The sequence below is a fragment of the Nocardioides conyzicola genome, from assembly GCF_039543825.1.
In the GTDB taxonomy this organism is placed as follows: domain Bacteria; phylum Actinomycetota; class Actinomycetes; order Propionibacteriales; family Nocardioidaceae; genus Nocardioides; species Nocardioides conyzicola.
This window is the reverse complement of the sequence record NZ_BAABKM010000002.1, coordinates 509,502-530,395: the sequence shown is the minus strand read 5'-3', so window position 1 is coordinate 530,395 and position 20,894 is coordinate 509,502. Positions and strand designations below refer to the sequence as shown.

21 protein-coding genes are annotated in these 20,894 nt (G+C 68.5%); 15 read left to right on the top strand and 6 right to left on the bottom strand.

Going from position 1 to position 20,894, the window contains the following annotated elements; translation table 11 throughout:
• Positions 1–70 precede the first annotated feature (70 nt).
• Both ABEA34_RS05595 and ABEA34_RS05590 read left to right on the top strand, forming a co-directional pair.
• Complete coding sequence (locus tag ABEA34_RS05595) at positions 71–3,760, top strand: NACHT domain-containing protein (protein WP_345520092.1); 3,690 nt, start codon at positions 71–73, stop codon at positions 3,758–3,760.
• Positions 3,761–4,132: 372 nt separating this feature from the next.
• Positions 4,133–4,630 (top strand): hypothetical protein, encoded by a 498-nt coding sequence (locus ABEA34_RS05590; protein ID WP_345520090.1) that lies wholly within the window; start codon positions 4,133–4,135, stop codon positions 4,628–4,630.
• 135 nt (positions 4,631–4,765) lie between these two features.
• Here ABEA34_RS05590 and ABEA34_RS05585 read toward each other — a convergent pair whose 3' ends face one another.
• From ABEA34_RS05585 to ABEA34_RS05565, 5 genes are all read right to left on the bottom strand, one after another.
• On the bottom strand, positions 4,766–5,569 hold the full coding sequence (locus ABEA34_RS05585; protein ID WP_345520088.1) for a hypothetical protein: 804 nt from the start codon (positions 5,567–5,569) through the stop codon (positions 4,766–4,768).
• Between the two features lie 35 nt (positions 5,570–5,604).
• A complete protein-coding gene (locus ABEA34_RS05580; RefSeq protein ID WP_345520086.1) occupies positions 5,605–5,931 on the bottom strand; it encodes a hypothetical protein in 327 nt (108 codons plus the stop codon).
• Positions 5,932–5,958: 27 nt separating this feature from the next.
• Positions 5,959–6,153 carry a hypothetical protein gene (locus ABEA34_RS05575; RefSeq protein WP_345520084.1) on the bottom strand — a complete coding sequence of 65 codons (195 nt, stop codon included), beginning with the start codon at positions 6,151–6,153 and terminating at the stop codon, positions 5,959–5,961.
• Positions 6,154–6,872: 719 nt separating this feature from the next.
• A complete protein-coding gene (locus tag ABEA34_RS05570; RefSeq protein ID WP_345520082.1) occupies positions 6,873–8,108 on the bottom strand; it encodes a hypothetical protein in 1,236 nt (411 codons plus the stop codon).
• 372 nt (positions 8,109–8,480) lie between these two features.
• Complete coding sequence (locus ABEA34_RS05565) at positions 8,481–9,959, bottom strand: recombinase family protein (protein WP_345520077.1); 1,479 nt, start codon at positions 9,957–9,959, stop codon at positions 8,481–8,483.
• Positions 9,960–10,054: 95 nt separating this feature from the next.
• Between ABEA34_RS05565 and ABEA34_RS05560 the strand changes: the two genes are divergently transcribed.
• The 12 genes from ABEA34_RS05560 (at position 10,055) to ABEA34_RS05505 (ending at position 19,479) form a co-directional block, all read left to right on the top strand.
• Complete coding sequence (locus tag ABEA34_RS05560) at positions 10,055–10,390, top strand: hypothetical protein (RefSeq protein ID WP_345520075.1); 336 nt, start codon at positions 10,055–10,057, stop codon at positions 10,388–10,390.
• A 2-nt stretch (positions 10,391–10,392) separates the two neighbouring features.
• Complete coding sequence (locus tag ABEA34_RS05555) at positions 10,393–11,247, top strand: type II secretion system F family protein (protein WP_345520073.1); 855 nt, start codon at positions 10,393–10,395, stop codon at positions 11,245–11,247.
• On the top strand, positions 11,244–12,179 hold the full coding sequence (locus ABEA34_RS05550; protein ID WP_345520071.1) for a type II secretion system F family protein: 936 nt from the start codon (positions 11,244–11,246) through the stop codon (positions 12,177–12,179). The genes ABEA34_RS05555 and ABEA34_RS05550 overlap by 4 nt, the downstream gene beginning before the upstream one ends.
• A gap of 19 nt (positions 12,180–12,198) precedes the next feature.
• The gene (locus ABEA34_RS05545) at positions 12,199–12,393 is read left to right on the top strand and encodes a hypothetical protein (protein ID WP_345520069.1); all 195 of its coding nucleotides are present in this window, start codon (positions 12,199–12,201) and stop codon (positions 12,391–12,393) included.
• A complete protein-coding gene (locus tag ABEA34_RS05540) occupies positions 12,393–12,785 on the top strand; it encodes a TadE/TadG family type IV pilus assembly protein (protein ID WP_345520067.1) in 393 nt (130 codons plus the stop codon). Before ABEA34_RS05545 ends, ABEA34_RS05540 begins: the two co-directional genes overlap by 1 nt.
• Positions 12,782–13,237 carry a hypothetical protein gene (locus ABEA34_RS05535; protein ID WP_345520066.1) on the top strand — a complete coding sequence of 152 codons (456 nt, stop codon included), beginning with the start codon at positions 12,782–12,784 and terminating at the stop codon, positions 13,235–13,237. Before ABEA34_RS05540 ends, ABEA34_RS05535 begins: the two co-directional genes overlap by 4 nt.
• The gene (locus ABEA34_RS05530) at positions 13,224–13,667 is read left to right on the top strand and encodes a Tad domain-containing protein (RefSeq protein WP_345520064.1); all 444 of its coding nucleotides are present in this window, start codon (positions 13,224–13,226) and stop codon (positions 13,665–13,667) included. Before ABEA34_RS05535 ends, ABEA34_RS05530 begins: the two co-directional genes overlap by 14 nt.
• Positions 13,668–13,730: 63 nt before the next feature.
• Positions 13,731–14,189 (top strand): CAP domain-containing protein, encoded by a 459-nt coding sequence (locus tag ABEA34_RS05525; protein ID WP_345520061.1) that lies wholly within the window; start codon positions 13,731–13,733, stop codon positions 14,187–14,189.
• Positions 14,190–14,224: 35 nt separating this feature from the next.
• Entirely contained in the window at positions 14,225–16,567 is a 2,343-nt protein-coding gene (locus tag ABEA34_RS05520) for a PAS domain S-box protein (RefSeq protein ID WP_345520059.1), read from the top strand.
• 55 nt (positions 16,568–16,622) lie between these two features.
• Positions 16,623–17,375 (top strand): response regulator, encoded by a 753-nt coding sequence (locus ABEA34_RS05515; protein ID WP_345520057.1) that lies wholly within the window; start codon positions 16,623–16,625, stop codon positions 17,373–17,375.
• A 34-nt stretch (positions 17,376–17,409) separates the two neighbouring features.
• Entirely contained in the window at positions 17,410–18,528 is a 1,119-nt protein-coding gene (gene prfB / locus ABEA34_RS05510; protein ID WP_345520055.1) for a peptide chain release factor 2, read from the top strand.
• Between the two features lie 48 nt (positions 18,529–18,576).
• Positions 18,577–19,479 carry an oxygenase MpaB family protein gene (locus tag ABEA34_RS05505; protein WP_345520053.1) on the top strand — a complete coding sequence of 301 codons (903 nt, stop codon included), beginning with the start codon at positions 18,577–18,579 and terminating at the stop codon, positions 19,477–19,479.
• A gap of 1 nt (position 19,480) precedes the next feature.
• Here ABEA34_RS05505 and ABEA34_RS05500 read toward each other — a convergent pair whose 3' ends face one another.
• Positions 19,481–20,080, bottom strand: a complete 600-nt coding sequence (locus ABEA34_RS05500) for a hypothetical protein (protein WP_345520050.1) — start codon at positions 20,078–20,080, stop codon at positions 19,481–19,483.
• 92 nt (positions 20,081–20,172) lie between these two features.
• Here ABEA34_RS05500 and ftsE point away from each other — a divergent pair, with 92 nt between their 5' ends.
• On the top strand, positions 20,173–20,862 hold the full coding sequence (gene ftsE, locus ABEA34_RS05495) for a cell division ATP-binding protein FtsE (RefSeq protein WP_345520048.1): 690 nt from the start codon (positions 20,173–20,175) through the stop codon (positions 20,860–20,862).
• The last annotated feature ends 32 nt before the right edge of the window (positions 20,863–20,894 follow it).

Genomic DNA, 20,894 nt, shown 5'->3' with positions numbered 1-20,894 from the left:
CGAGCGCATCAGGTCGCCGTAACATCCGAGGCGACCGATTGGCCGAATTGAGGCAGGGCGGGGAACGCGCGTGACTTACCAGTACGAGAGCACGTCGCCCGAGCGCTTCCAACAGTTCTGTCAGGCCTTGCTCCTAGACGAGTATCCGGGCCTACAGTCTTTCCCCGTCGGCCAACCTGACGGCGGTCGAGACGGCCTGCATGCAGATTCAAAGACGGTTCTTCAGGTCAAGTTCAAGCGCGTAGACGAGGCCGAGTCCGCTGATTGGATGATCGAGGCCCTGGAAAAGGAACTTCCGAAGATCAAGCGCCTAGTTGAGGCTGGCGCGAAGCGCTACGTCATGGTGACGAATGCTCGAGGGACTGCCCACGACGGGGTCGGCCGGATCGATCGAGTCCAACAGTGGCTCACTGACAACGTTCAGTGTCCCGCCATCTGCCTGTGGCGGGACGACCTCGACCGTCGCACAGACCGGTCGCCTCAGAGCCTGCGATTCAAGTTCCCAGAACTGTTGACGGGCCAGGATGGCATCGAACTCGCATTGGCAACAATGCTTGGCCCGCAACGCGACCGCCAGATGCGCGCCATCAGGGCGTTCGTTGGCGAACAATACAGCATCGATTCCAAGGTCAAATTCAAGCAGGTCAGCCTATCGAATTCTCTGGCCGACCTGTTCATCGATATACCAGTCCGCTTCAATGAGGCGATGGTGAAGCAGATTCGCCGGAAGTTCGGCAAGGAATCGGATCGATTGATGAATCGACTGATGCGTCACATGCGAGCCGTACCGGACGAAGTGTTCCATGTGTCCGGGGGCAATGCCATCGGCGAATTTCGCTATCGAACCAATATGGGAGCGGCAGAGTTTCTGCTTAGCGACATCGCTCAAGGCGAAATTAGCCGTATCGTTCTCGAAGGTGCTCCGGGCCAAGGGAAGTCGACACTCGCGCAGTTCGTATGCCAGGTTCACCGGGCCGCGTTTCTGGGGATGGGTGAATTCAGTTCCTCGATCCCGACGAAATATGTACAGAGCGGGTTTAGGCTGCCATTCAAGGTCGATCTCCGCGACCTGGCAGCATTCATAGGCTCCGACACCGACGATTCGTCGAGTCTGGACGAATTCCTGAGCGATCTCGTTCACAAGCAGAGTGGGAAACAAACGTTCTCCGTCGATGATTTGCTAGACGTTCTCGGGAGTAGCCCGGCATTGATCTTCCTGGACGGGCTCGACGAAGTTGCCGACCTGGAACAGCGGCGCGCCCTGGTGGCGGTGGTGGAGCGCTCAATTCTCCGTTACGAGCATATGGGATTGGACGTCCAGGTCGTCGTCACTAGCCGCCCATCGATCTTCGGTCGAAAAGCAAATTTCGACGAGTCAGGATTCGTGACGATTGACCTCGCGAGCATTGATAAGTCGCTCGTCCTGGATTATTCCAACAAATGGGTCAAAGCACGAACGTTGGACGCTCGCGAGAGTGCCGAAGTGCTGGGAATCCTCAAAGACAAGATGGAACTTCCGCACATCGTCGAACTTACGCGTAATGCGATGCAGCTGACGATCTTGCTGAGTCTGATCCATCAGGTGGGATATTCACTTCCGGATCAGAGAACTGACCTATACCGCCGCTATCTTGAACTCTTCCTGATTCGCGAGTCGGAAAAGGATGTCGCAGTTAAGAAGCATCAGGCCGTCTTGGTCGAATTCATCCAGCATCTTGCGTGGGTGCTACAGAGCCAGGCCGAGAGTGCTGGTTCGAGAGGGTCCATATCCAAGGAAGACTTACAAGAGATGGCCCGGGAGTACCTCGTCGAGGCTAAGCAGCCCGAGGAACTCGCGGATGATCTATTCGGCGGCGGCCTAGAACGCATCTTCGTTTTGGTGCAACGCGTGAGTGGTTTGTATGAGTTCGAAGTTCAGCCGCTGCGAGAATTCTTCTGTGCGCGGCACCTTTACGAGACCTCTCCTGTCGGGACCTATCGCTATCAAAAGCCAAAGGGTGACCGCGCTCAGAGATTCGAGGCTCTCGCTGCGAATCCATTTTGGCTCAATGTGACTCGCTTCTACGCCGGTTCATACGAGCCTGGAGAAATTGGAAGCCTCGTGCTCAGCCTGCGTGACCTCATCGGCGATTCGGATCCAGCACGATCGCTGCACGGGCGCGAGGTGTCGTTTGCGCTTCTATCTGACTGGGTCTTTGCGAACAAGAAGTCTTGGCAGGATGAGTTGATCCAAGCGGCGTGTGATGAGGCTGGGCTGCACCTACTTGTTCGCCAGGTCTACGGCGAGAGCGAGCCTTTGGCGCTAGACGAGGATTGCGGCCGAGACACACTTCGCGACCTGATCTTTGACCGTCTTGAGAATCGAGAAATTGAACTCGACAGTGTCGGCTATTGCCGACTACTGGCCGCCAACGGGGGCAATGAACTGCTGGACCGCTTCTTGAAATCTCTAAAAGGCACATCTGGCCGTGTTCGTACGGTGAAGTTCTCTCGGATGATCCAAAGTGGGGGAGCCCAGAAACTCTCATTGAGTCGAGTCCTGAAACTCGTCCATGAAGACTCACCGAGTTATGGGAATCTGAGTGAGCGGTTGATTCTAGTGGTCAATCATCTCGGCCACAGAGTTGCGGGAGACGAGGATGCCGCACAGGAAGTTGTCACCCATGCGCTCGAAGGGCGATTCATCGCGGGACTGCATTCGTTTAGCACCCTTGGTGTGTTTGCAGATGCGATGAGCGTGTTCCCTGCTGGCGTTATGACGATCTATCTTCATCGAGACCAAGCGTTGATGACGGAATTGAGTGTCGATCTCCTAAAGTTCGCTGAGCCAGCGTCGAAGGTTCCCGACTTCGTGAACTTGGTAGTGAGTAACGAGAATCCATTCATCTCACAGCACTACACTGCCAATTGGGATCAAGTTGCGTTTATGGGAGATCTCGTACGCGAGATGTTTGGTGGGGAATGCTGGTCTGCTTACATCTTGGCGCTCCGAGCGGCAGGCTTGCGGACGTCGATTTCGGTCAAAGACGCGGATGCGATGTTCGACGACAGGCACTCACTAGCGCAGCGTGCCCGTTATGCGAGGTTGAAGCGCGGCTCCGTGGAATGGTGGAGGTCGGCGCTAGAAGACGCAGGCGAGGACAATAGAAGGGTCCTCTTTTGGTCGGCTCTGGTCCTGTCGTGGACGTCGCCTTCGGTCTATGAGGCGCTTCTGAGCGATCTAGAGGGCGCAGTAGAGCGATTGGACGAAGAAGCGTTCCACCGCCTTCATGCAGTGGTTCAATCGATGCGCCGTGACGCTGAGCCGCGCCGAGACAGGAAGGGCTACGTCCCGCCATTGAGCAGTGCGAGCGACCGGTTGTGTTGGTTGGTGGTTGCCGCGTTTCGTCCACCGCTTCACGAGATTTCGAGTGAAATCCGCAAGCGCAACTTCTCGGCGCTAACTCAATGGAAGGAGCGACAGGAGGCAGCCGCGGAACTCCGCAAGGTGCCGCCAAGAACCGCGAGTGACGTCATTAAGAGCAACTGGCTAAAGCGTGTCCGTAATGGTCAGCGCGCGGATTATGCCATGCCTCAGGGTGTGAGTGAGCACTGCAGAGAAATCGACTTGTCGCTGAAGTTGGCGGGACGAATTGTTAGTGGGCCCGGAGATTATCCGCGGGAGGCCGTCATTCGGGCGCATGAGATTGTTATGGGCAACTACGACGCGGCGACGCTTACTGCAGTCTCAACGTCAGAGGACTGGTCATTCCAAGAGTGACGGCTCAACGCGCAGTGGAGGATTAAAGCTGAGCAGTCCCGGTGGTTGTCTCGTAGAGGCTCCACGAATGACGAAAGGCCCCGCTCCTCCGCTATGGAAGGGCGGGACCTTGACGTTCGCGGCCGTCGATAGTCGGCCGTGTCGGTGGCCGGGACGAACGGCAGGCAATCACCGGGTCCGGGTACGGGTAGTTCGGTGAAGTGCCGCACCGGCAGTCCCGCGTAGACGACGAGCCTTCCGTGGTCGGGGGCGCTCGATGGCGCTTGGCTGATCTGTTCATGTTGGTGTCGTTCTCCTCCGACGTGACAGCGGGGCAGGGCTGGCGAGCGCTTTCCCGGACGCATGTCGGACCTCGGCGATACCGTCCTGCGCATGGAGATCGCTGCTCTCTCAGTCGCCGCTCTTGCTCTTGTCGTTTCGGTCGCTAGTGCGGCATACGCGCGCCGGACGGCGCACGCCGCCGAGCGTGAAGCCGAGGCCGCAACCAGTGCCGAACGGCGTGCAAACCGGCCGACGCTGGTCGTCGAGATCGAAGCCAAGGTCGGCGAGACGGACGACTCCGCGATCTACAACGTCCGCAACGACGGCCCGATCGACCTCGACTCAATCTCAGTCCATCCGCCGACGCCGGACGACGGCATCCGCTACCCGGTCGCTCGGGTCGGTTCCGACTGGGCCGACCACGCGGCCGGGTTGGGCGCGGTCCGCATGGGCGAGCGGGCTCGCTTCGTGCTTGCTATCGGTGCTCGCGAGAAGTTGCCCGACTTCCGTGTTCGTCTCGTCGCTACACGAGGGGCCGACGAGTGGGAACAAGTCGTGCTGCTGGACAACCCTCGGAGAGGGCGAGTCCGGATCATCTTTCCCACGTGAGGTTTAGGCCCCTGTGGATCTGACGGGCCGTGTGTGTAAGTGCTCAATGCCGAGAGTGGGTGGGTAGGCGGGGGGAGGGGGGCACCCCCCCGGGTACCTGCCTCCTCACCACACCCGCCTCCCGGCACTGGCGCTTCAGAGAACGAGGGTGGGAGGCAGGACCTCGCCGAGTCGCGGTGAGCGGACGGCGTCGCGCAGCAGCGCCAGGGTGTCTCGGTGCTCGTCGGGAGTGACGAGTCGGAACGTCGCGCCGAGGTCGGCAGCGATTGCGAACCAGAGTGCGTCGGTCGCTGTGGGGTCGCCGCCCACGCTCACGAGTCGAGCGCCTGCCAGACCGCGAGCGAGAGCGAGTCCGGCGTTACGGTCGAGGTTCTCCGGGCGCGCGGTCAGCATCATGCGGTGCTGGACAGTCGGGGTCTCGATGCCCGGACCACCTGAGGTGCCGATCCCGTAGAGCGGCGCGAGTGCCCGCGTGGCCGAGACCAGTCGCTCGGCCGCGTTGCTCGCCGCGAACCGTGCGGCGTACGCCCGCTGCTGAAGGGAAGAGGTCGCGGTCGAGGTCGAGGGCACGTCCGCCGCGTTCGTGTTCAGCCTGCCGAGGTCGTCGGACAGCGCCGCGCGGAACGCCTTGATGATGTCCTCGCTGTGGAGCATGACGGAGGTCCACCGGGCGCGCACGAGTGCAGCATCGGCGGAGCGGCGGATCTTGCTCCCGGCCTCGGCGCGGGCAAGCCGTTCGAGGACGTTGTCGAGCGTCCTCGTGTACGTGGTTGACCCGAACGCAGAAGCGAGTTCGGCCACGGCCTCGTCCTGCACCTTCCCGAGGTTCGGGAGGTTGTGCTCGAACGAGAGCAGGGCGGCGACGGGCTTCGGGAACGCGACGCCGAACTGGGAGGCGGCGGCGGTCAGGGTCGCCAGGTTGGCGGTTTCGGTGCTCATGTGGAGTGGTGCTCCTTACGGGTCTGTGGGTGGGGTCAGCCGAGCAGGGCGGCGAGTGGGTCGCCGAGCGCGGCGGTGTCGGGGGTCGGGGTGCTCTCGTCGTCGTCGTCGACCAGGGCGTCGACCAGGGCGTGGTCGTCGGGGGCGAAGAGCGCGGAGAGGGCGTCGGCGGCGCTCTGGGAGCGCGCCTGCGCTTCGTGGCGCAGGCGAGCGGCGTCGGTGGTCCCTAGGCGACGCCGTGCGGCGTAGACCTCTGCGGCTGCTTCCATCTGGTCGGCGAGAGGTCGAGCGGTCAGCGCGTCGAGTGCCTGCTCGGCTTCTGTGATTGCACGCCGGAGCGCGGCGCGGGTGTCGTCAGTCATCGTGTCTGCCTTCGGTGGTGGGTGGGCTCAGTCAGCCGGGAGCAGTCGCGCGACGGCGGCGAGGCTCGATAGGAGCGACGCGGCGCGCTCGCGCTCGGCGTCCTCGGCGGTTGCGCGGCGCTCGCGGGAGAGACGGGCGCGGCAACGGTCGCTGCACGCGGCAGCGTCGCAGCGCACGGCGTCGAAGCGAGTGCCGCACGCGGCGCAGAGGATCAGGTGCACGTGGCACCTCCTTTCTAGCTGTGACGTTCGTTTAGAGGCCGACGAGAAGCCCCCGGCACCGACGCGAGCACTCTTGGGCGGAGCGCTGGAGCCGGGACCGGGGGCTTGTCGCCCGAAAGGACCCCACACATGACGAGGCGCAGTGCCTCTACTACCTCTGCACGGATCAAGTCATGAGGGGCTCAGCGCCATGACGGCAGCAACGTCGTCCTGTGCGAGGTGACGGCGTAGCCGGGTGTCTTGCTGTGCTTCGGCTCGTCCTCGGATGAGGCTCTCTGCGGTCACGGTCGTCACAAGGAGGTAGTCGAACGCTAGGCACCCATGACACGCCGGAGCGGAGCGCTGCCGGGCCTTGTCGGCGAATGTGGTCTGAAGGCTCGCTAGCGCTGCACGACGATGTTGAGAGCGCGCACGTTCGTGTCGAGGTGCGTCCTCTCGTGGATCGTCGGCGAGCGGGGCGAAGCCCGCCGAGGCGAGGCGTTGCATCGTCCCTACTTGCTCGTCGTCCGTCGCGACGTGCTCGGGCCCCATGAGCGGAGCACGGACTGCCGCGTCGCGCAGGGTCTGCCGGTATCGGGCCTCGCGTTGGTTCTCGTCGGTCTCGGCGGCGCGGGTTCGCGCGCACGATCCCGAGTGGACGACGCGAGGACGTCCTCGACCCGAGTATGGCGGCAGAGCGAGCCCGCACATCGGGCAGAGCGGGACCTCGTCGACTTCGCTCACGCCGAAGCCTGTTCGGCCCTGAGCGCCTCAGCGCACCGCGACCGCATCTGAGCGACGAGCCCGTCGGGGTCTCCGTCGCGGAGCGTGCGTGCGACCACGATGATGATGTCTCGCTCCTCGGGGTGGCGCTCAATGTGGGCCTGCGCCATTCGACCGAACGCGCGGACACCGTCCTCGTTGAGAGCCACCGCATAGACGACCTGCCACGGGAGGGCCACCACGCGCCGATCGAGTGACTCGGGCTGTGACTTCGGAGCGAGTGCGCAGACCCGCTCCTCTGTCGCCGCCGCGTACTCGACCGGGTCCGCGACCCCGGCCCGCCGAAGGCAGTGCGTTACGAACGCCGAGAGCACGCGGCCAGGCGCTTCGATGACGGTCAGGGCCACGGACCCTCTGGGCCGGGTCACCCTGAACGCCCCAATGTCCTCGGCGACCTCGAAGAGGACCCGACGGGACACCGGACGTGGCCGGCCAGGAGGCGGGTCCTCCCACTCGTCGACCCGGATCTCGTCCCACGCCGCCCGGCGCTCCGCCAGGCCGCTGCGGTAGAGCGCCGCGTCCCTCGGGTCGGGATGGACGACCGTCTCGTCGTGCCTCTCGACCGCGTAGGCCAGGAGGTCGGCTACGAAGTCGAAGACCGCTGAGCCCGATAGTCGTGCGTGGGGCTCGGGAGCCTCAATAGCGATGAAAGCGGACAGGCCCCACTCGGCAGACGCTCGCTCGTCCGCGCTGCGGCGCACCCGCCCGGCGCGCTGCCGTTCGAGGGGCGTCCTCGTCCTGAGACGCTGTCTCGGGGCCTTCGGCCGCTTCGGGAGCGCCGGAAGCGTCTGGACGTAGGCACGCCCGACGTCGAGGGCGTACTCGCCGAAGCGCGCCGAGGGAGTGCCAGCGGCGAGCCGGAGGTCGCGGTAGGCGTCCCCGGCATCGTCACGCTCAGGTAGTGCCCGCACCGTCTCCCGGAGGCTCCCAGCGACGACGGGGAGGTCGAGTGCCTCGGGCTCCGCATCGTGGCCGTGAGGCCGGACGACGAGGCGTGCCCCGTCGCGGAAGGCGTCGAGGTCGCCGAGCGTGAGCATCACGGCGAGCCAGTCCGGCCCGGGCAGCGTCACGCCGAGATTGATTCCCTCGGAGTCGAGGCGGAAGCCGACGGGCCGAAGGCCCTTCGCGGCGCGTCCGTGTCGGATGACGTGCCGGGCGAGGGCGTCCGCATCGATTCTCAGGTGTGGGGGCATGGCGGTCTCCTTAGGCGGTCGCGTTGGCGGTCTCGCCCCGGCGTGACCGGACCGCCAAGAACGGCCGCACCGGGGACTGGACGGAAGTCCGCCCCAGGGGTCCCGGCTGCTCACGGGCGAGCGGAGCAGGCTCGCAGGTGGGGAAAGGTGTCACGGGTGCAGAGAACTGCGATATCCCTATAGACACTCAAGGTTTGGGTTCTCGACGAAAAACAAAGAGAAACAACGCATCAACTACACCCGTGACAGGGTTCCCCACCTCGGCGTCCGCTCCGGCGTCCGGGTCGCGGGTGCTTCGCTCGATCTAGGGCGTGTAAACGCGGAGAGCCCCCGGGCCAGGCGGCGCGGGGGCTCTCCAATTTGGCTCTGTGGTCAGGCGATCGCGGGGCCCCGACTCTCGCCCGTGCCGTAGTCAGACAGCGATGAGCCCTCAGCCCAACGGACCTCGACGCGCTCGGGATTGAAGGGCCGACGGCCAGCCTTACCGGGCGAGATCGAGATCTCCTGCACGGCATCAGCCAGGAGATTACGGCGGCGCTCTACGTCTTCGTCGCGGTGCCACACCTCGGCGAACGTGCCCTCTTCGATCACCTCGAAACGATCCTCACGTGGTGCCGCTTCCAGACGGGCCTCCTCGCCCTTCAGGGCAGCCAGGCGGTCGACGAGGGCTGGGACGTTCGCGTCTTTCACGATCATGGCGTTCGCGGCAGCGTTCATCGCGGCCCGGACCTCAACGAGCGCGGCAGGCTCCTCGGGCGCAATCTCGATGACGTGAGTTAGGGGCAACGGGCCGAAGCGATCGAGGAATGTCTCCACGAGCCACGCTTCTAGCGGCTCGCATCGAACTGAGACGCCCGAGCACTCGCGACCCTTCGAGGCGGTGGAGCAGCGGTAAGAGAGTCTTCCATCGCCTCCCGTCGGGCCGGGGTTCATACGCCCGTTGCAGCGGGAGCACGTGACGAGTCCGGAGAGCAGCCGAGCCGGGTTGGGCGACCGACGTGAGGACGCTGGGGTCGGCGCGAGCCTCGCCCGGACTCGGTGCCAGGTCTCGACACTCAGGACCGGGTCGTCGACTTGCAGGGGGAGACCGTTTGCTCCGGAAACGACCTCTCCTCCATGGGTCCGCCTCCCGACGATGCGCGGGCTCGTAAGGACTTGCCGGACGGCTTGGGTGGACCATTCTTTGCCGGTCTTGGAGAGGACGCCGCGCTCGTTGAGTTCGCGAGTGGCTCGGTAGACCGTCGCGCCTCCCAGGACCGCCGCGGCGAGTTCGCGGACGACTGCCGCCTCGGCGGGGTCGATCGCAAGCGCCCGGCCTTCGCCGCTCGGGTGCGGGACGGCTCGATAGCCGTAGGGCGGGACGCCTCCCATGAAGCGGCCGAGTTCGCGAGCCTTCGCGTTTCCCTTCAGCACACGCTCGCGAATGGTTGCGGCCTCCATCTCGGCAAACGCTGCCAGGATCGTCGCGAAGAACTTCCCGGATGCCGAGGTGAGGTCGATGTTGTCGTCGATCGACACGAGCGCAACGCCGTTAGCCTCGGCGTCTTCTGCGATCGCTCGGAAGTCGGTGACGTTGCGGGCGAGCCGGTCGAGTTTCGTGAAGAGCAAGACGTCTGCCTCGGCATACCGGGCACGGATCTGCACAAGGCCAGGGCGTTGAAGGCGAAGGCCTCGATCTGACCCGGAAACATCGAGATCCGCAATGATGTCGACGAGTTGCCAGCCGCGAGCGAGGCACGTCGCCGTGATCTGTTCGCGCTGACGCTGCGGCGAGGTTGAGGCGTCGTCGGCGCGGTAGTCCGACAGTCGGACGTAGCCGATTACGCGAAGCGGGCGAGCGGTTGCACTCATGTGATCTCCTCGTTGTGGGACGAGGGAGCAGTCAGCCTGCGGTCGGCGAGGTGCTCATACCTATTACGCCGTGAGCCGATCGCGGGCTGCCGGGCATGTGCACCATCCACGCCAACAGCGCCCGCGAGGCGCTGGTGAAGATGTGCACGCTGCCGCTGCTGGCGGGCGAGAACATCTCGGCCCGCTTCGTCGTGCCCACGGTCGCGTCGTCGGTCGACATGGTCGTGCACCTGGGGATCGACGAGCGCGGCGTACGCCGCGTCAACGAGATCGTCGGCGTCCCGGGTCGTGTCGAGCAGGATGTGATCGAGACGGAGCCGGTCTTCGAGCGACGCGGCGGGGACCTCCGCCGGGCCGGGGGGATGCCGCCGCACCTCGAGCGCTTCGAGCGGATCGGGATCGACGTGCACCGGATCGTGGCCGGAGGGTAGCGATGGGCGCGCTCGTCGGACTCGGGGTCGGCATCGGGCTGCTGCTCGTCTGGAGCGCGTTCTTCCTGCCGCGTCGTCCGCGCGCCGACGCGGTCCGATCCCGTCGTACGACGGCCCTGCTCGCGCGGGCCGGCATGGGGCAGGTGTCGGCGACGGGCTTCCTGCTGCTCTGCGTGGTCTGCGGCGTGATCACGGCGCTGGCGTTGCAGGTCGTGTCGGGGACGCCGCCGGTGGCGATCGCCTTCGGTGCGATGGGCGCCTACCTGCCGGTGGCCGTGGTGTCGGGGCGTGCTCGCCGCCGGCAGCAGGAGCTCGCGGAGGTGTGGCCTGAGGCGGTCGACAACCTGACCTCCGCCGTCCGCGCCGGCATGTCGCTGCCCGACGCGCTCGCGGGACTCGCGGTGCGCGGGCCGGCACCGCTGCGGACGGCCTTCGACCAGTTCGCGCTGGACTACCAGGTCACCGGACGGTTCGGGGAGTCGCTCGACCGGCTCAAGGACCGGCTCGCGGACCCGGTCGGCGATCGTGTCGTGGAGGGCCTGCGGATCGCCCGGGAGGTCGGCGGCGGCGAGCTCGGACGCCTGCTGCGGAGCCTCTCGACGTACCTCCGCGAGGACGCGCGCACCCGCTCGGAGATGGAGGCCCGCCAGGCCTGGACCGTCAACGGTGCGCGGCTGGCGGTCGCGTCGCCGTGGCTGGTGCTGCTGCTGATGTCCTTCCAGTCCGACGTCATCCACCGCTACGCGTCGCCGGTCGGGGTCTTCGTGCTCGCGGTCGGGGCCGCGCTGTGCCTGGTCGCCTACCGGCTGATGATGCGCATCGGTCGTCTGCCCGTCGAACGCCGGATCATGTCGTGAGCCCGGCGATGTGGGGCGCGTTGCTCGGGGCGACGGCTGCGGCCGGGCTGCTCCTCGTCGCCGTGCGGGTCCGGGCGATCCGGCGCCCGCAGCTGGCGGTCCGGGTGCTGCCCTACGTCCGGGACCTCCCGCTGCTCGACGACGCCGTACGCCGCTCCGCGCCCGCGCCGACGTCAGCCGCGGTCGGGGTCTTCGGGCCGATGCTGCGCTCCGCGGCCGAGGCCGTCGAGCGGGTCCTCGGCGGGGTGACGTCGGTCCGCCGGCGCCTGGAGCGGGCGGCGATCGACAAGACGGTGCACGAGTTCCGGATCGAGCAGGTGGTGTGGGGCCTGGTCGCCTTCGCCGCCACGGCCGCCGTGGCTCTGCTCCGGATGCTCACGCATCCCGGCTCCGTCGTGCTCTGGATGCTGGCGTGCGCGATCGCGTTCGTGGCGGGCGTGCTGGCCCGCGACACCCACCTCACCGGCCAGGTCCGCCGTCGCGAGCAGCTGATCCTGGCGGAGTTCCCGACGATCGCCGAGCTGCTGGCGCTGTCGGTCGCCGCGGGTGAGAGTCCGGTGATGGCGTTGGACCGTGTCGTACGCCGCAGCGGCGGTGAGCTGTCCCGCGAGCTCGGGCGGGTGCTGTCCGCCGTACGCACCGGAGAGCCGGTCGGCAGCGCCTTCGACGCGATGGCCGCGAGCAGCGGGCTGCCCATCGTGTCCCGGTTCGCTCAGGGCATCGCGGTCGCGGTCGAGCGGGGCACCCCGTTGGCCGACGTGCTGCATGCCCAGGCCGACGACGTGCGCGAGGCGGGCCGGCGCGACCTGATCGAGACCGCCGCCCGCAAGGAGGTCCTGATGATGGTCCCCGTCGTCTTCCTGGTCCTCCCGGTGACCGTCCTGTTCGCCTTCTGGCCCGGCGTCGTGGGCCTCTCCCTGACCGCTCCCTGACCCCGAAAGGACAGGACTGATGGAACACCTCACCCTCGCGATGGCGAGGATCTACCTGACGGTGGTGGCACCGCGGCCACGCGACGAGCGCGGCGACGTACCCGGCTGGGTGATGATCACCGTGATGACCGCCGGCCTGGTCGTCGGCATCACCGCGATCGCAGGCCCGGCGCTGCAGGACATGGTGTCCTCGGCGCTCAACAAGGTGAAGTAGTGCGCCACCGGCGCGAGCCGGGGGAGCGCGGGTCGGCGGTGGTCGACTTCGTGCTCGTCCTCGTCGTGCTCGTGCCGGTCTTCCTGGGGATCCTCCAGGTGGCGCTGGTGCTGCTGGTGCGCAACACGCTCGCGTCGGCGGCGTCCGAGGGAGCGCGGTACGCCGCGACGCTCGACCGCGGACCGGACGACGGTGTCGCCCGCACCCGCGACCAGATCGACGGTGCGATCTCCGGCCGGTTCGCCCGCGACGTGTCCGCCCACGAGGCGACCGTCGACGGCGCCCCCGGCGTGGAGGTCACCGTCCGCGCGGTCGTGCCGGCGCTCGGCATCGGCGGCCCGGGCATTGCGCTCGAGGTGACCGGCCACGCGGTGGAGGAGCAGCCTCCGTGAGGCGTCACGACGAGGACGGCAGTGCGCTCGTCGAGCTGAGCTGGCTGGGCATCCTGCTGCTGGTGCCGTTGCTGTGGATCGTCGTCTCGGTCTTCGAGGTGCAGCGCGGTGCCTTCGCGGTCTCCGGTGCGGCCCGCGCCGCTGGGCGGGCCTACGCCCTCGCGCCCACCGACGCCGAGGGGAAGGCCCGCGCCGAGGCCGCCGCCCGGCAGGCGCTGAGCGACCAGGGCGTCGGGGACGCTCCGCTGCACGTGCACATCACCTGTACGCCGTACCCCCACGACTGCCACCGCGGCACCTCGGTCATCACCGTCGTCATCACCTCGCGGGTCGACCTGCCGCTGATGCCGGAGATCCTCGGCGGCGACGCCCCGAGCTTCGCGCTCGACGCGACCCACGTCGTACCGATCGGCCAGTTCCAGGAAGCGGGGTCCGACGATGCGGCGCCGTGACGAGGCCGGCACGACGACGCCGCTGATCGTCGGCTTCGCGCTGGTCCTGGCGATGGCCGTCGCGATGGTCGTGGACGTGTCCGCGGCGTACCTCCAGCGCCAGGGCCTCGACACCGTCGCCGACGGCGCCGCCCTCCGCGCGGCCGACCTCGGCGCCACCGGCGAGGAGGTGTACGGCGGGGGCGTGCCCCAGGGGCGCCTCGACCTGAGCCTCGAGAGCGTCCGCGGCTCCGTCCGCGAGTTCCTCGCCGGCTCCGGCGCCTACACGACGTACCCCGGCCTGTCCTTCACCGTGGACCTCGACCGGACCACCTCCACCGTGACCGTGCACGTCACCGCTCCGCTCGACCTCCCGCTCACCGTGCCGGGGTCGCCGGACGTCGCCACGATCGGGGCCACCGGGTCGGCTGTGGTCGTGGCCGAGCGCTGAGGACGGGCGTGCGTCGTACTACGGTGGAGGGCCTGATCGGACGCCGACGCTGTCTGGAGAGTCATGTTCTCGGGATTACGACCCCTCACCGTCCTGCTCGCCGCCGCCGCCCTCGGCGCCACGCTCCTGGTCGCGCCGGTCCAGGCGGCACCCGCCGACCGGTACGCCGACGCGGCGTTCCGGGCCACCAACGCCCAGCGGGCCGACCACGACCGCCGCGAGCTGCGGGAGGCCGCCTGCCTGACCAGGTACGCCGAGAAGTGGGCGCGGCACATGGCCCGCCACGGCCGCCTGGTGCACCAGGACCTGCAGCCGGTCGCGGCGCGGTGCCACCTGTCGTGGGTGGGAGAGAACATCGCGACGGGCTTCCGCTCGGGCACGGCGGTGGTCAACCGGGGGTGGATGCACTCCGCGGGTCACCGGGAGAACATCCTGCGGCCGCAGTACCGGCTGATGGGGATCGGTGCGCGCCGGGACGGGCACGGTCGGTGGTGGGTCTCGCAGGTCTTCGGGCGGCGTTGACGACACGGTCACCCGGACTGGGTTAGGTTCCGTGCGTGGCCGCGGGTGGGGAGTCGACGCGACCGACGATCGTCGTGGTCGACGACGCGGCGGAGGTACGGGCCCTCGTGCGCGCGCGCCTGCGGCTGTCGGGCCTGCTCGACGTGGTCGGCGAGGCGGGCAACGGCGCCGAGGCCGTCGAGGCGGTGCGCGAGCTGCGGCCCGCGCTCGTGCTGCTGGACGTCTCGATGCCGGTGATGGACGGGCTGGAGGCGCTCCCGCAGATCCTCGCGGTGTCGCCCGGGACCCGGGTGGTCATGTACAGCGGCTTCCAGGAGGAGGGCCTCGCGCACCGCGCCGTGGAGCTGGGCGCGTCGGCGTTCTTCGAGAAGTCCACCTCGCTCGAGACCCTCGCCGGCGACCTCGTGGAGGTCCTCGAGAGTCCGGGTGCGCGGCAGCCGGCGCCCCGGACCGTCGGCGCGACCGGACCCGACGACGAGGGTGAGCAGCGGGTGCTGCGCGAGCACCTGGAGCGCTTCCGCGAGGTCTTCGAGGACGCCGCGATCGGCATGGCGACGGTGACCCTGGCCGGCCGGGTCGTCCGCGCCAACCGCTCGCTCGGCTCGATCCTCGACCGCTCCGTCGACGAGCTCGTCGGCACGGCGTACTCCTCCTTCGTGGGTACGGCGAGCGGCGCGCTCGACCGCGTGCTCGCGGGGATCCTGTCGGGGGCCGAGGACGTGGGCCAGGTCGAGCACGACGTCGTCGGGTCGGCGGCCCCGCGCCGCGTGGTCGCGACGTTCGCTCCCGTGCTCGACAGCGAGCGCCGACCGCTCTACCTCTTCGTGCAGGTGCAGGACGTCAGCGTGCAGCGGGTGGCGGAGGAGGAGCTGCGGCGCAGCGAGACCCGCTTCCGGCTGCTGGTCGACAACGTCGAGGACTACGCGATCCTGATGCTCTCCCCCGAGGGCCTGGTGGAGAGCTGGAACGCCGGCGCGCAGCGGATCAAGGGCTACACCGCCGACGAGATCGTCGGTCGGCACTTCCGCACCTTCTACCCCCAGGAGCTCCAGGACGCGAAGCACCCCGAGCACGAGCTGGAGATCGCGCTGCGCGACGGCCACTACGAGGAGGAGGGCTGGCGGGTCCGCAAGGACGGCACCCGGTTCTGGTCGACCGTGCTGATCACCGCGGTGCACGACAGCGACGGCCGGCACGTGGGCTTCGCGAAGGTGACCCGCGACGTCACCCGTCGCCGTGAGCAGGAGGAGGCGCTGCGGGAGAGCGAGGAGCGCTTCCGGCTGCTGGTCGAGACCGTCGCCGACTACGCGATCTTCATGCTCTCGCCCGAGGGCCTCGTCGCCAGCTGGAACGCCGGGGCCCAGCGCAGCAAGGGCTACACGGCCGACGAGATCATCGGGAAGCACTTCCGGACCTTCTACCCGCCCGAGCTCCAGGAGTCCAAGCACCCCGAGCACGAGCTGGAGCTGGCGATCCGCGACGGTCGCTACGAGGAGGAGGGCTGGCGGGTCCGCAAGGACGGCAGCCGCTTCTGGGCCAACGTCGTCATCACCGCCGTCCGCGACGCCGGTGGACGACTGGTGGGCTTCGCCAAGGTCACCCGCGACGTCACCGAGCGCAAGCTGCTCATCGAGGAGCGCGAGACCGCCGCCGCTGCCCTCACCGAGGCCAACTCCCGGCTCCAGCAGGCCGCGGAGGACCAGGCCCACTTCCTGGCCACCACCGCCCACGAGCTGCGCACGCCCGTCGCCGTCCTCGGGGGTACGGCGGACATGCTGGTCGCCCACTGGACGGAGCTCGAGGACGACGAGCTCGAGGAGCTGCTGCTCGGCATGGGCGCGAGCGCCACCCGGCTGCGCCGGCTGCTCGACGACCTGCTGACGGCGTCGCGGCTGCAGTCGAGCCGGCTGGAGCTCGAGCGGGAGCCGGTCGACGTCGGACGGGTGGTCGCCGACAGCGTCGCGACCGCCCGGCGGACCCACCCCGACGCGGGGGTCGAGTCCGAGGTCGACGGGGACCTCGAGGTCGTGGGCGACGCGGGCCGGCTGGGCCAGGTCGTCGACAACCTCGTCAACAACGCACTGCTGCACGGTGAGCCCCCCGTGCGGGTCACCGCCCGGGCGGACGGCGAGGACGTCCTGGTCACGGTGACGGAGTCAGGCCCCGGCGTACCGCCGCACATGCAGGCCCGCCTGTTCGAGCGGTTCTCCACCGGTCAGGCCAAGGGCGGGACCGGGTTGGGGCTCTTCATCGTCCGCCAGCTGGTCCGCGCCCACGGCGGCGACGCCTTCTACCGCGCCCCCGAGGGCGACGTCCCGGGCGCCTTCGTGGTCCGGCTGCCGCGCGCCGGCGCGCCGGACGCCGACCACCCGGGCTGAAACTCGCGGCCGTTACCTGCCCCAGATCACCCGAGCACGCCCTAGGCTTCGGGACGTGCCGATTCGCGTCCTCCTGGTGGACGACGTCGTTGAGGTGCGCCGACTGGTCCGCACGTCGATCCGTTTCCGGGGCGGGTTCGAGGTCGTGGGCGAGGCGGCGGACGGTGCGGAAGCCGTCCGTCTCTCCGAGCAGCTGCGCCCCGACGTCGTCGTTCTGGACCTCGGCCTGCCCGATATCGCCGGCAGCGAGGTCCTGACCCGCATCCGTGCGGCGGCGCCCGCGGCCAAGGTGGTGGTGTTCTCCGGCCTCGAGACGGTGGACCGCGCGTGGATCGACGCCAACGCGGCCGGCTTCGTGCTCAAGGACGCTGACCTCGGCTACCTGCTGGACGTGCTGGAGTCGGTCAGCGCCGACGACGAGGCCGAGGCCGTGCTGGAGCTCGCCAACGAGCTGAGCACGGTCGCGGTCGCGCGCCGCTTCGTGCGCGACACGCTCGCCGAGTGGGGGATCGAGGAGCCGGTCGACGACGCGCAGCTGGTGGTGAGCGAGCTCGCCGCCAACGCGCTCACGCACGCGGAGTCGTCGTACCGTATCCGCCTGATCACCACCGCCTCGGCGCTGCGGATCGAGGTCGAGGACGGCGGAGCCGGCACCCCCGAGCCCCAGCCGCTCACCGACACCGAGGAGCACGGTCGCGGGCTGCACCTGGTCGGCGCGCTCGCCGCGTCGTGGGGGATGGACGCCGGCGAGACGGGTGGCAAGCGGGTCTGGGCGGAGCTCCCGCTCTCCGCGCAGGCTGTCGAGTAGGCCGCTCGCCCGTCGACCCGTAACCTTGATCCTTGTGGCAGGCCCAGACTTCGACGCAGAGATCAAGCAGCTCCAGGCGACCATGCACACGATCGAGCAGGTGCTCGACGTCGACGCGATGCGTCGCGACATCGCCGACCTCAGCGAGCAGGTGGCCGCACCCGACCTGTGGGACGACCAGGAGAACGCCACCCGCGTGACCGGGCGGCTCTCCGCGCTCCAGGGTGAGCTCGACCGGGTGTCCGCGCTCGGGAGCCGCATCGAGGACCTCGAGATCATGGTCGAGCTCGGCCGTGACGAGGGGGACGAGGGCGCGCTCGCCGACGCCGAGGTCGAGCTGCGCCGGGTCCAGAAGGTCGTCGAGGGCCTCGAGGTGCGCACCCTCCTCAACGGCGAGTACGACGCTCGCGAGGCGCTCGTCTCGATCCGCGCCGGCGCCGGTGGCGTCGACGCCGCCGACTTCGCCGAGACCCTGATGCGGATGTACGTCCGCTGGGCCGAGCAGCACGGCTACCCGGTCGAGGTCTACGAGACGTCGTACGCCGAGGAGGCCGGTCTCAAGTCGGCCACCTTCGCGATCCACGCGCCGTACACCTACGGCACGCTCTCGGTCGAGGCCGGCACGCACCGCCTGGTGCGGATCAGCCCGTTCGACAACCAGGGCCGCCGCCAGACCAGCTTCGCCGCGGTCGAGGTCGTGCCCGTGCTCGAGCAGACGGACGAGATCGACATCCCCGACGAGGACATCCGCGTCGACGTCTACCGCTCCGGCGGCCCGGGCGGCCAGTCGGTCAACACCACCGACTCCGCCGTCCGCCTCACCCACATCCCGACCGGCACGGTCGTCAGCTGCCAGAACGAGAAGTCGCAGCTGCAGAACAAGGCCAGCGCCATGGTCGTGCTCAAGGCCAAGCTCCTCGCGCTCAAGAAGGCCGAGGAGAAGGCGCACCTCGACGGGCTGCGCGGCGACGTGCAGGCGAGCTGGGGCGACCAGATGCGCAACTACGTGCTGAACCCCTACCAGATCGTCAAGGACCTGCGGACCGGCTACGAGCAGGGCAACCCCACGGCGGTCTTCGACGGGGACCTGGACGGCTTCCTCGAGGCCGGCATCCGCTGGCGCCGCGGCTCCGAGAAGGCCGAGTCGAACTAGCGGCGCCAGCCCTCCCGCCGAGCAAGAACCTGTTCTAAGGTCGCCAGCATGAGGCGCGACCACTGGAAGCGGCGCAACGACGCCCTGGACCCGGCCACCGACTTCGTCGAGATCTACGCCGCCGTCGTCGGCCACGAGTTCCCCTGGGACATGAACCAGGCGCTCGGCTTCGCGCTCTTCCGCACGTACGCCGTGCCCGGCATCGGCCGCCTCCTCGACGAGACCGGCCAGTTCACGAAGGCGACGCAGAAGCGGTACGACGACACCGCGCTGCTCCTCGAGCCCCCGACCCGGCTGGGCTTCGAGGATCCGCAGGCCAGGACGGCGATCCGGCGGATCAACCAGATGCACCGGGCCTACGACATCCCCGACCACGAGTTCCGCTACGTGCTGAGTACGTTCGTCGTCGTACCCAAGCGGTGGCTCGACGACTACGGCAAGCGCCCGCTGACCGCCAACGAGGTCGAGGCGTCGGTGCACTACTACCGGACGCTCGGCCGGCACATGAACATCAAGGACGTCCCGGAGACGTACGCCGGCTTCGAGGAGCTGATGGACTCCTACGAGGCCGAGCACTTCGCGTATGACGAGGGCGGCCGCCGCGTCGCCGACTCGACCCTCGCGCTCATGGTCGGCTTCCAGCCCCGGGTCGCCCGGCCGGTGATGGGCGTCTTCAGCCGCGCCCTGATGGACCCGCCGCTGCGCAAGGCGTTCCGCTACGACGACCCGCCCGCCGCCGCCGTCGCGCTCTCCCGGGGCGCGCTCAAGGCGCGTGGCCTGCTGCTGCGCGCCTTCCCGCCGCGCAAGGACCCCAAGCTGATCGAGGACCTGCCGCAGATCCGCAGCTACCCCGATGGCTACGACCTCGAACGGCTCGGCACCTTCCCGGTGCCCGGCGTCGCCGGCTGCCCGGTCCGCCACGACACCGGGGCCGGCGTCGGCGAGGCGTGACCTACTCCGACGCGGCCTGGGCGACGGAGACGCACCAGCGACCGGTCCGGTCGAGGTCGGGCGGCGTCGCCGCGGTCTGCAGGGAGCAGGTCAGCCAGGCGTCCCCGAAGAGTCCCTGGAAGGCGAGCCCGCGGCCGCAGCGCACCGCGGTCGACGGCGCGCCGTACGCCGGCGCGTCGGCGAGCGACTGGCAGCCCTCCGCGCGGCGGGCCTGACGGGCGAGGACGGCCGCCCGGGCGCTCGTGACCGGCGGCGCGAAGACCCAGGCGCGGGCGACGGTGCCGTCAGCGGCCGTCCAGGAGCAGCCGTACTCGTGGGCGACGTCGCGCAGGCCGTCCGCCAGCCGGGCCCGGTCGCCGTTCGCCCAGGCCTCGCTGCCGTCCGGCTCGGCTCCCAGTGCCTCCGCGACGGCCTCGGGCGCGATGCGCGGGCAGAACGCGGCCCGTGCCACGCTGACGTCGTCGGTCGCGAAGTCGGCCAGCGGCGTGCTCGACGCCCGGGGCTGCGCCGGGGGGTCGCTGTCGTCGCTGGTGCAGCCCGCCAGCGCCAGCGCGAGGGTCGCGGCGGCGATCAGGACGGCGGTTCGACGTACGACGGGCACGACCGCAAACCTAACGGTCGGGCGGCCGGCCGACGCGCCCGGCAGGATGCCGGGCCGGAGACGCTCAGGATCAGCAGTTACGCTCGATTCCCGTGATCCGTTTCGAGAAGGTCTCCAAGGCCTACCCAGGTCAGGCGAACGCCGCGCTCGACACCGTCTCCGTCGATGTCGAGAAGGGGGAGTTCGTCTTCCTCGTCGGTACGTCGGGGTCCGGCAAGTCGACGTTCCTGCGCCTCGTGCTGCGGGAGTACCGCCCCACCGCGGGCCGGATCTACGTCGGCGGCAAGGAGATCAACCGGCTGGCCAGCTGGAAGGTCCCGCGGATGCGCCGCCAGATCGGCACCGTCTTCCAGGACTTCCGGCTGCTCAACAACAAGACCGTCGACGAGAACGTGGCGTTCGCGCTGCAGGTCATCGGCCGGTCCCGCTCGGAGATCAAGAAGGTCGTGCCGGAGACGCTCGAGATGGTCGGCCTCGAGGGCAAGGGCGACCGGATGCCCGACGAGCTCTCCGGCGGCGAGCAGCAGCGGGTCGCGATCGCGCGCGCGTTCGTCAACCGGCCGCAGATCCTGATCTGCGACGAGCCCACCGGCAACCTGGACCCGACCACGTCGGTCGGGATCATGAAGCTGCTCGACCGGATCAACCGCACCGGCACCACCGTGGTGATGGCGACCCACGACGCCGGCATCGTCGACCAGATGCGCAAGCGCGTCATCGAGCTCGACCACGGCCGCGTCATCCGTGACCAGGCGCAGGGCGTCTACGGCTTCCAGCACTGACGTCCGTCCCGAGCACCCCGAAGGAAACCTCA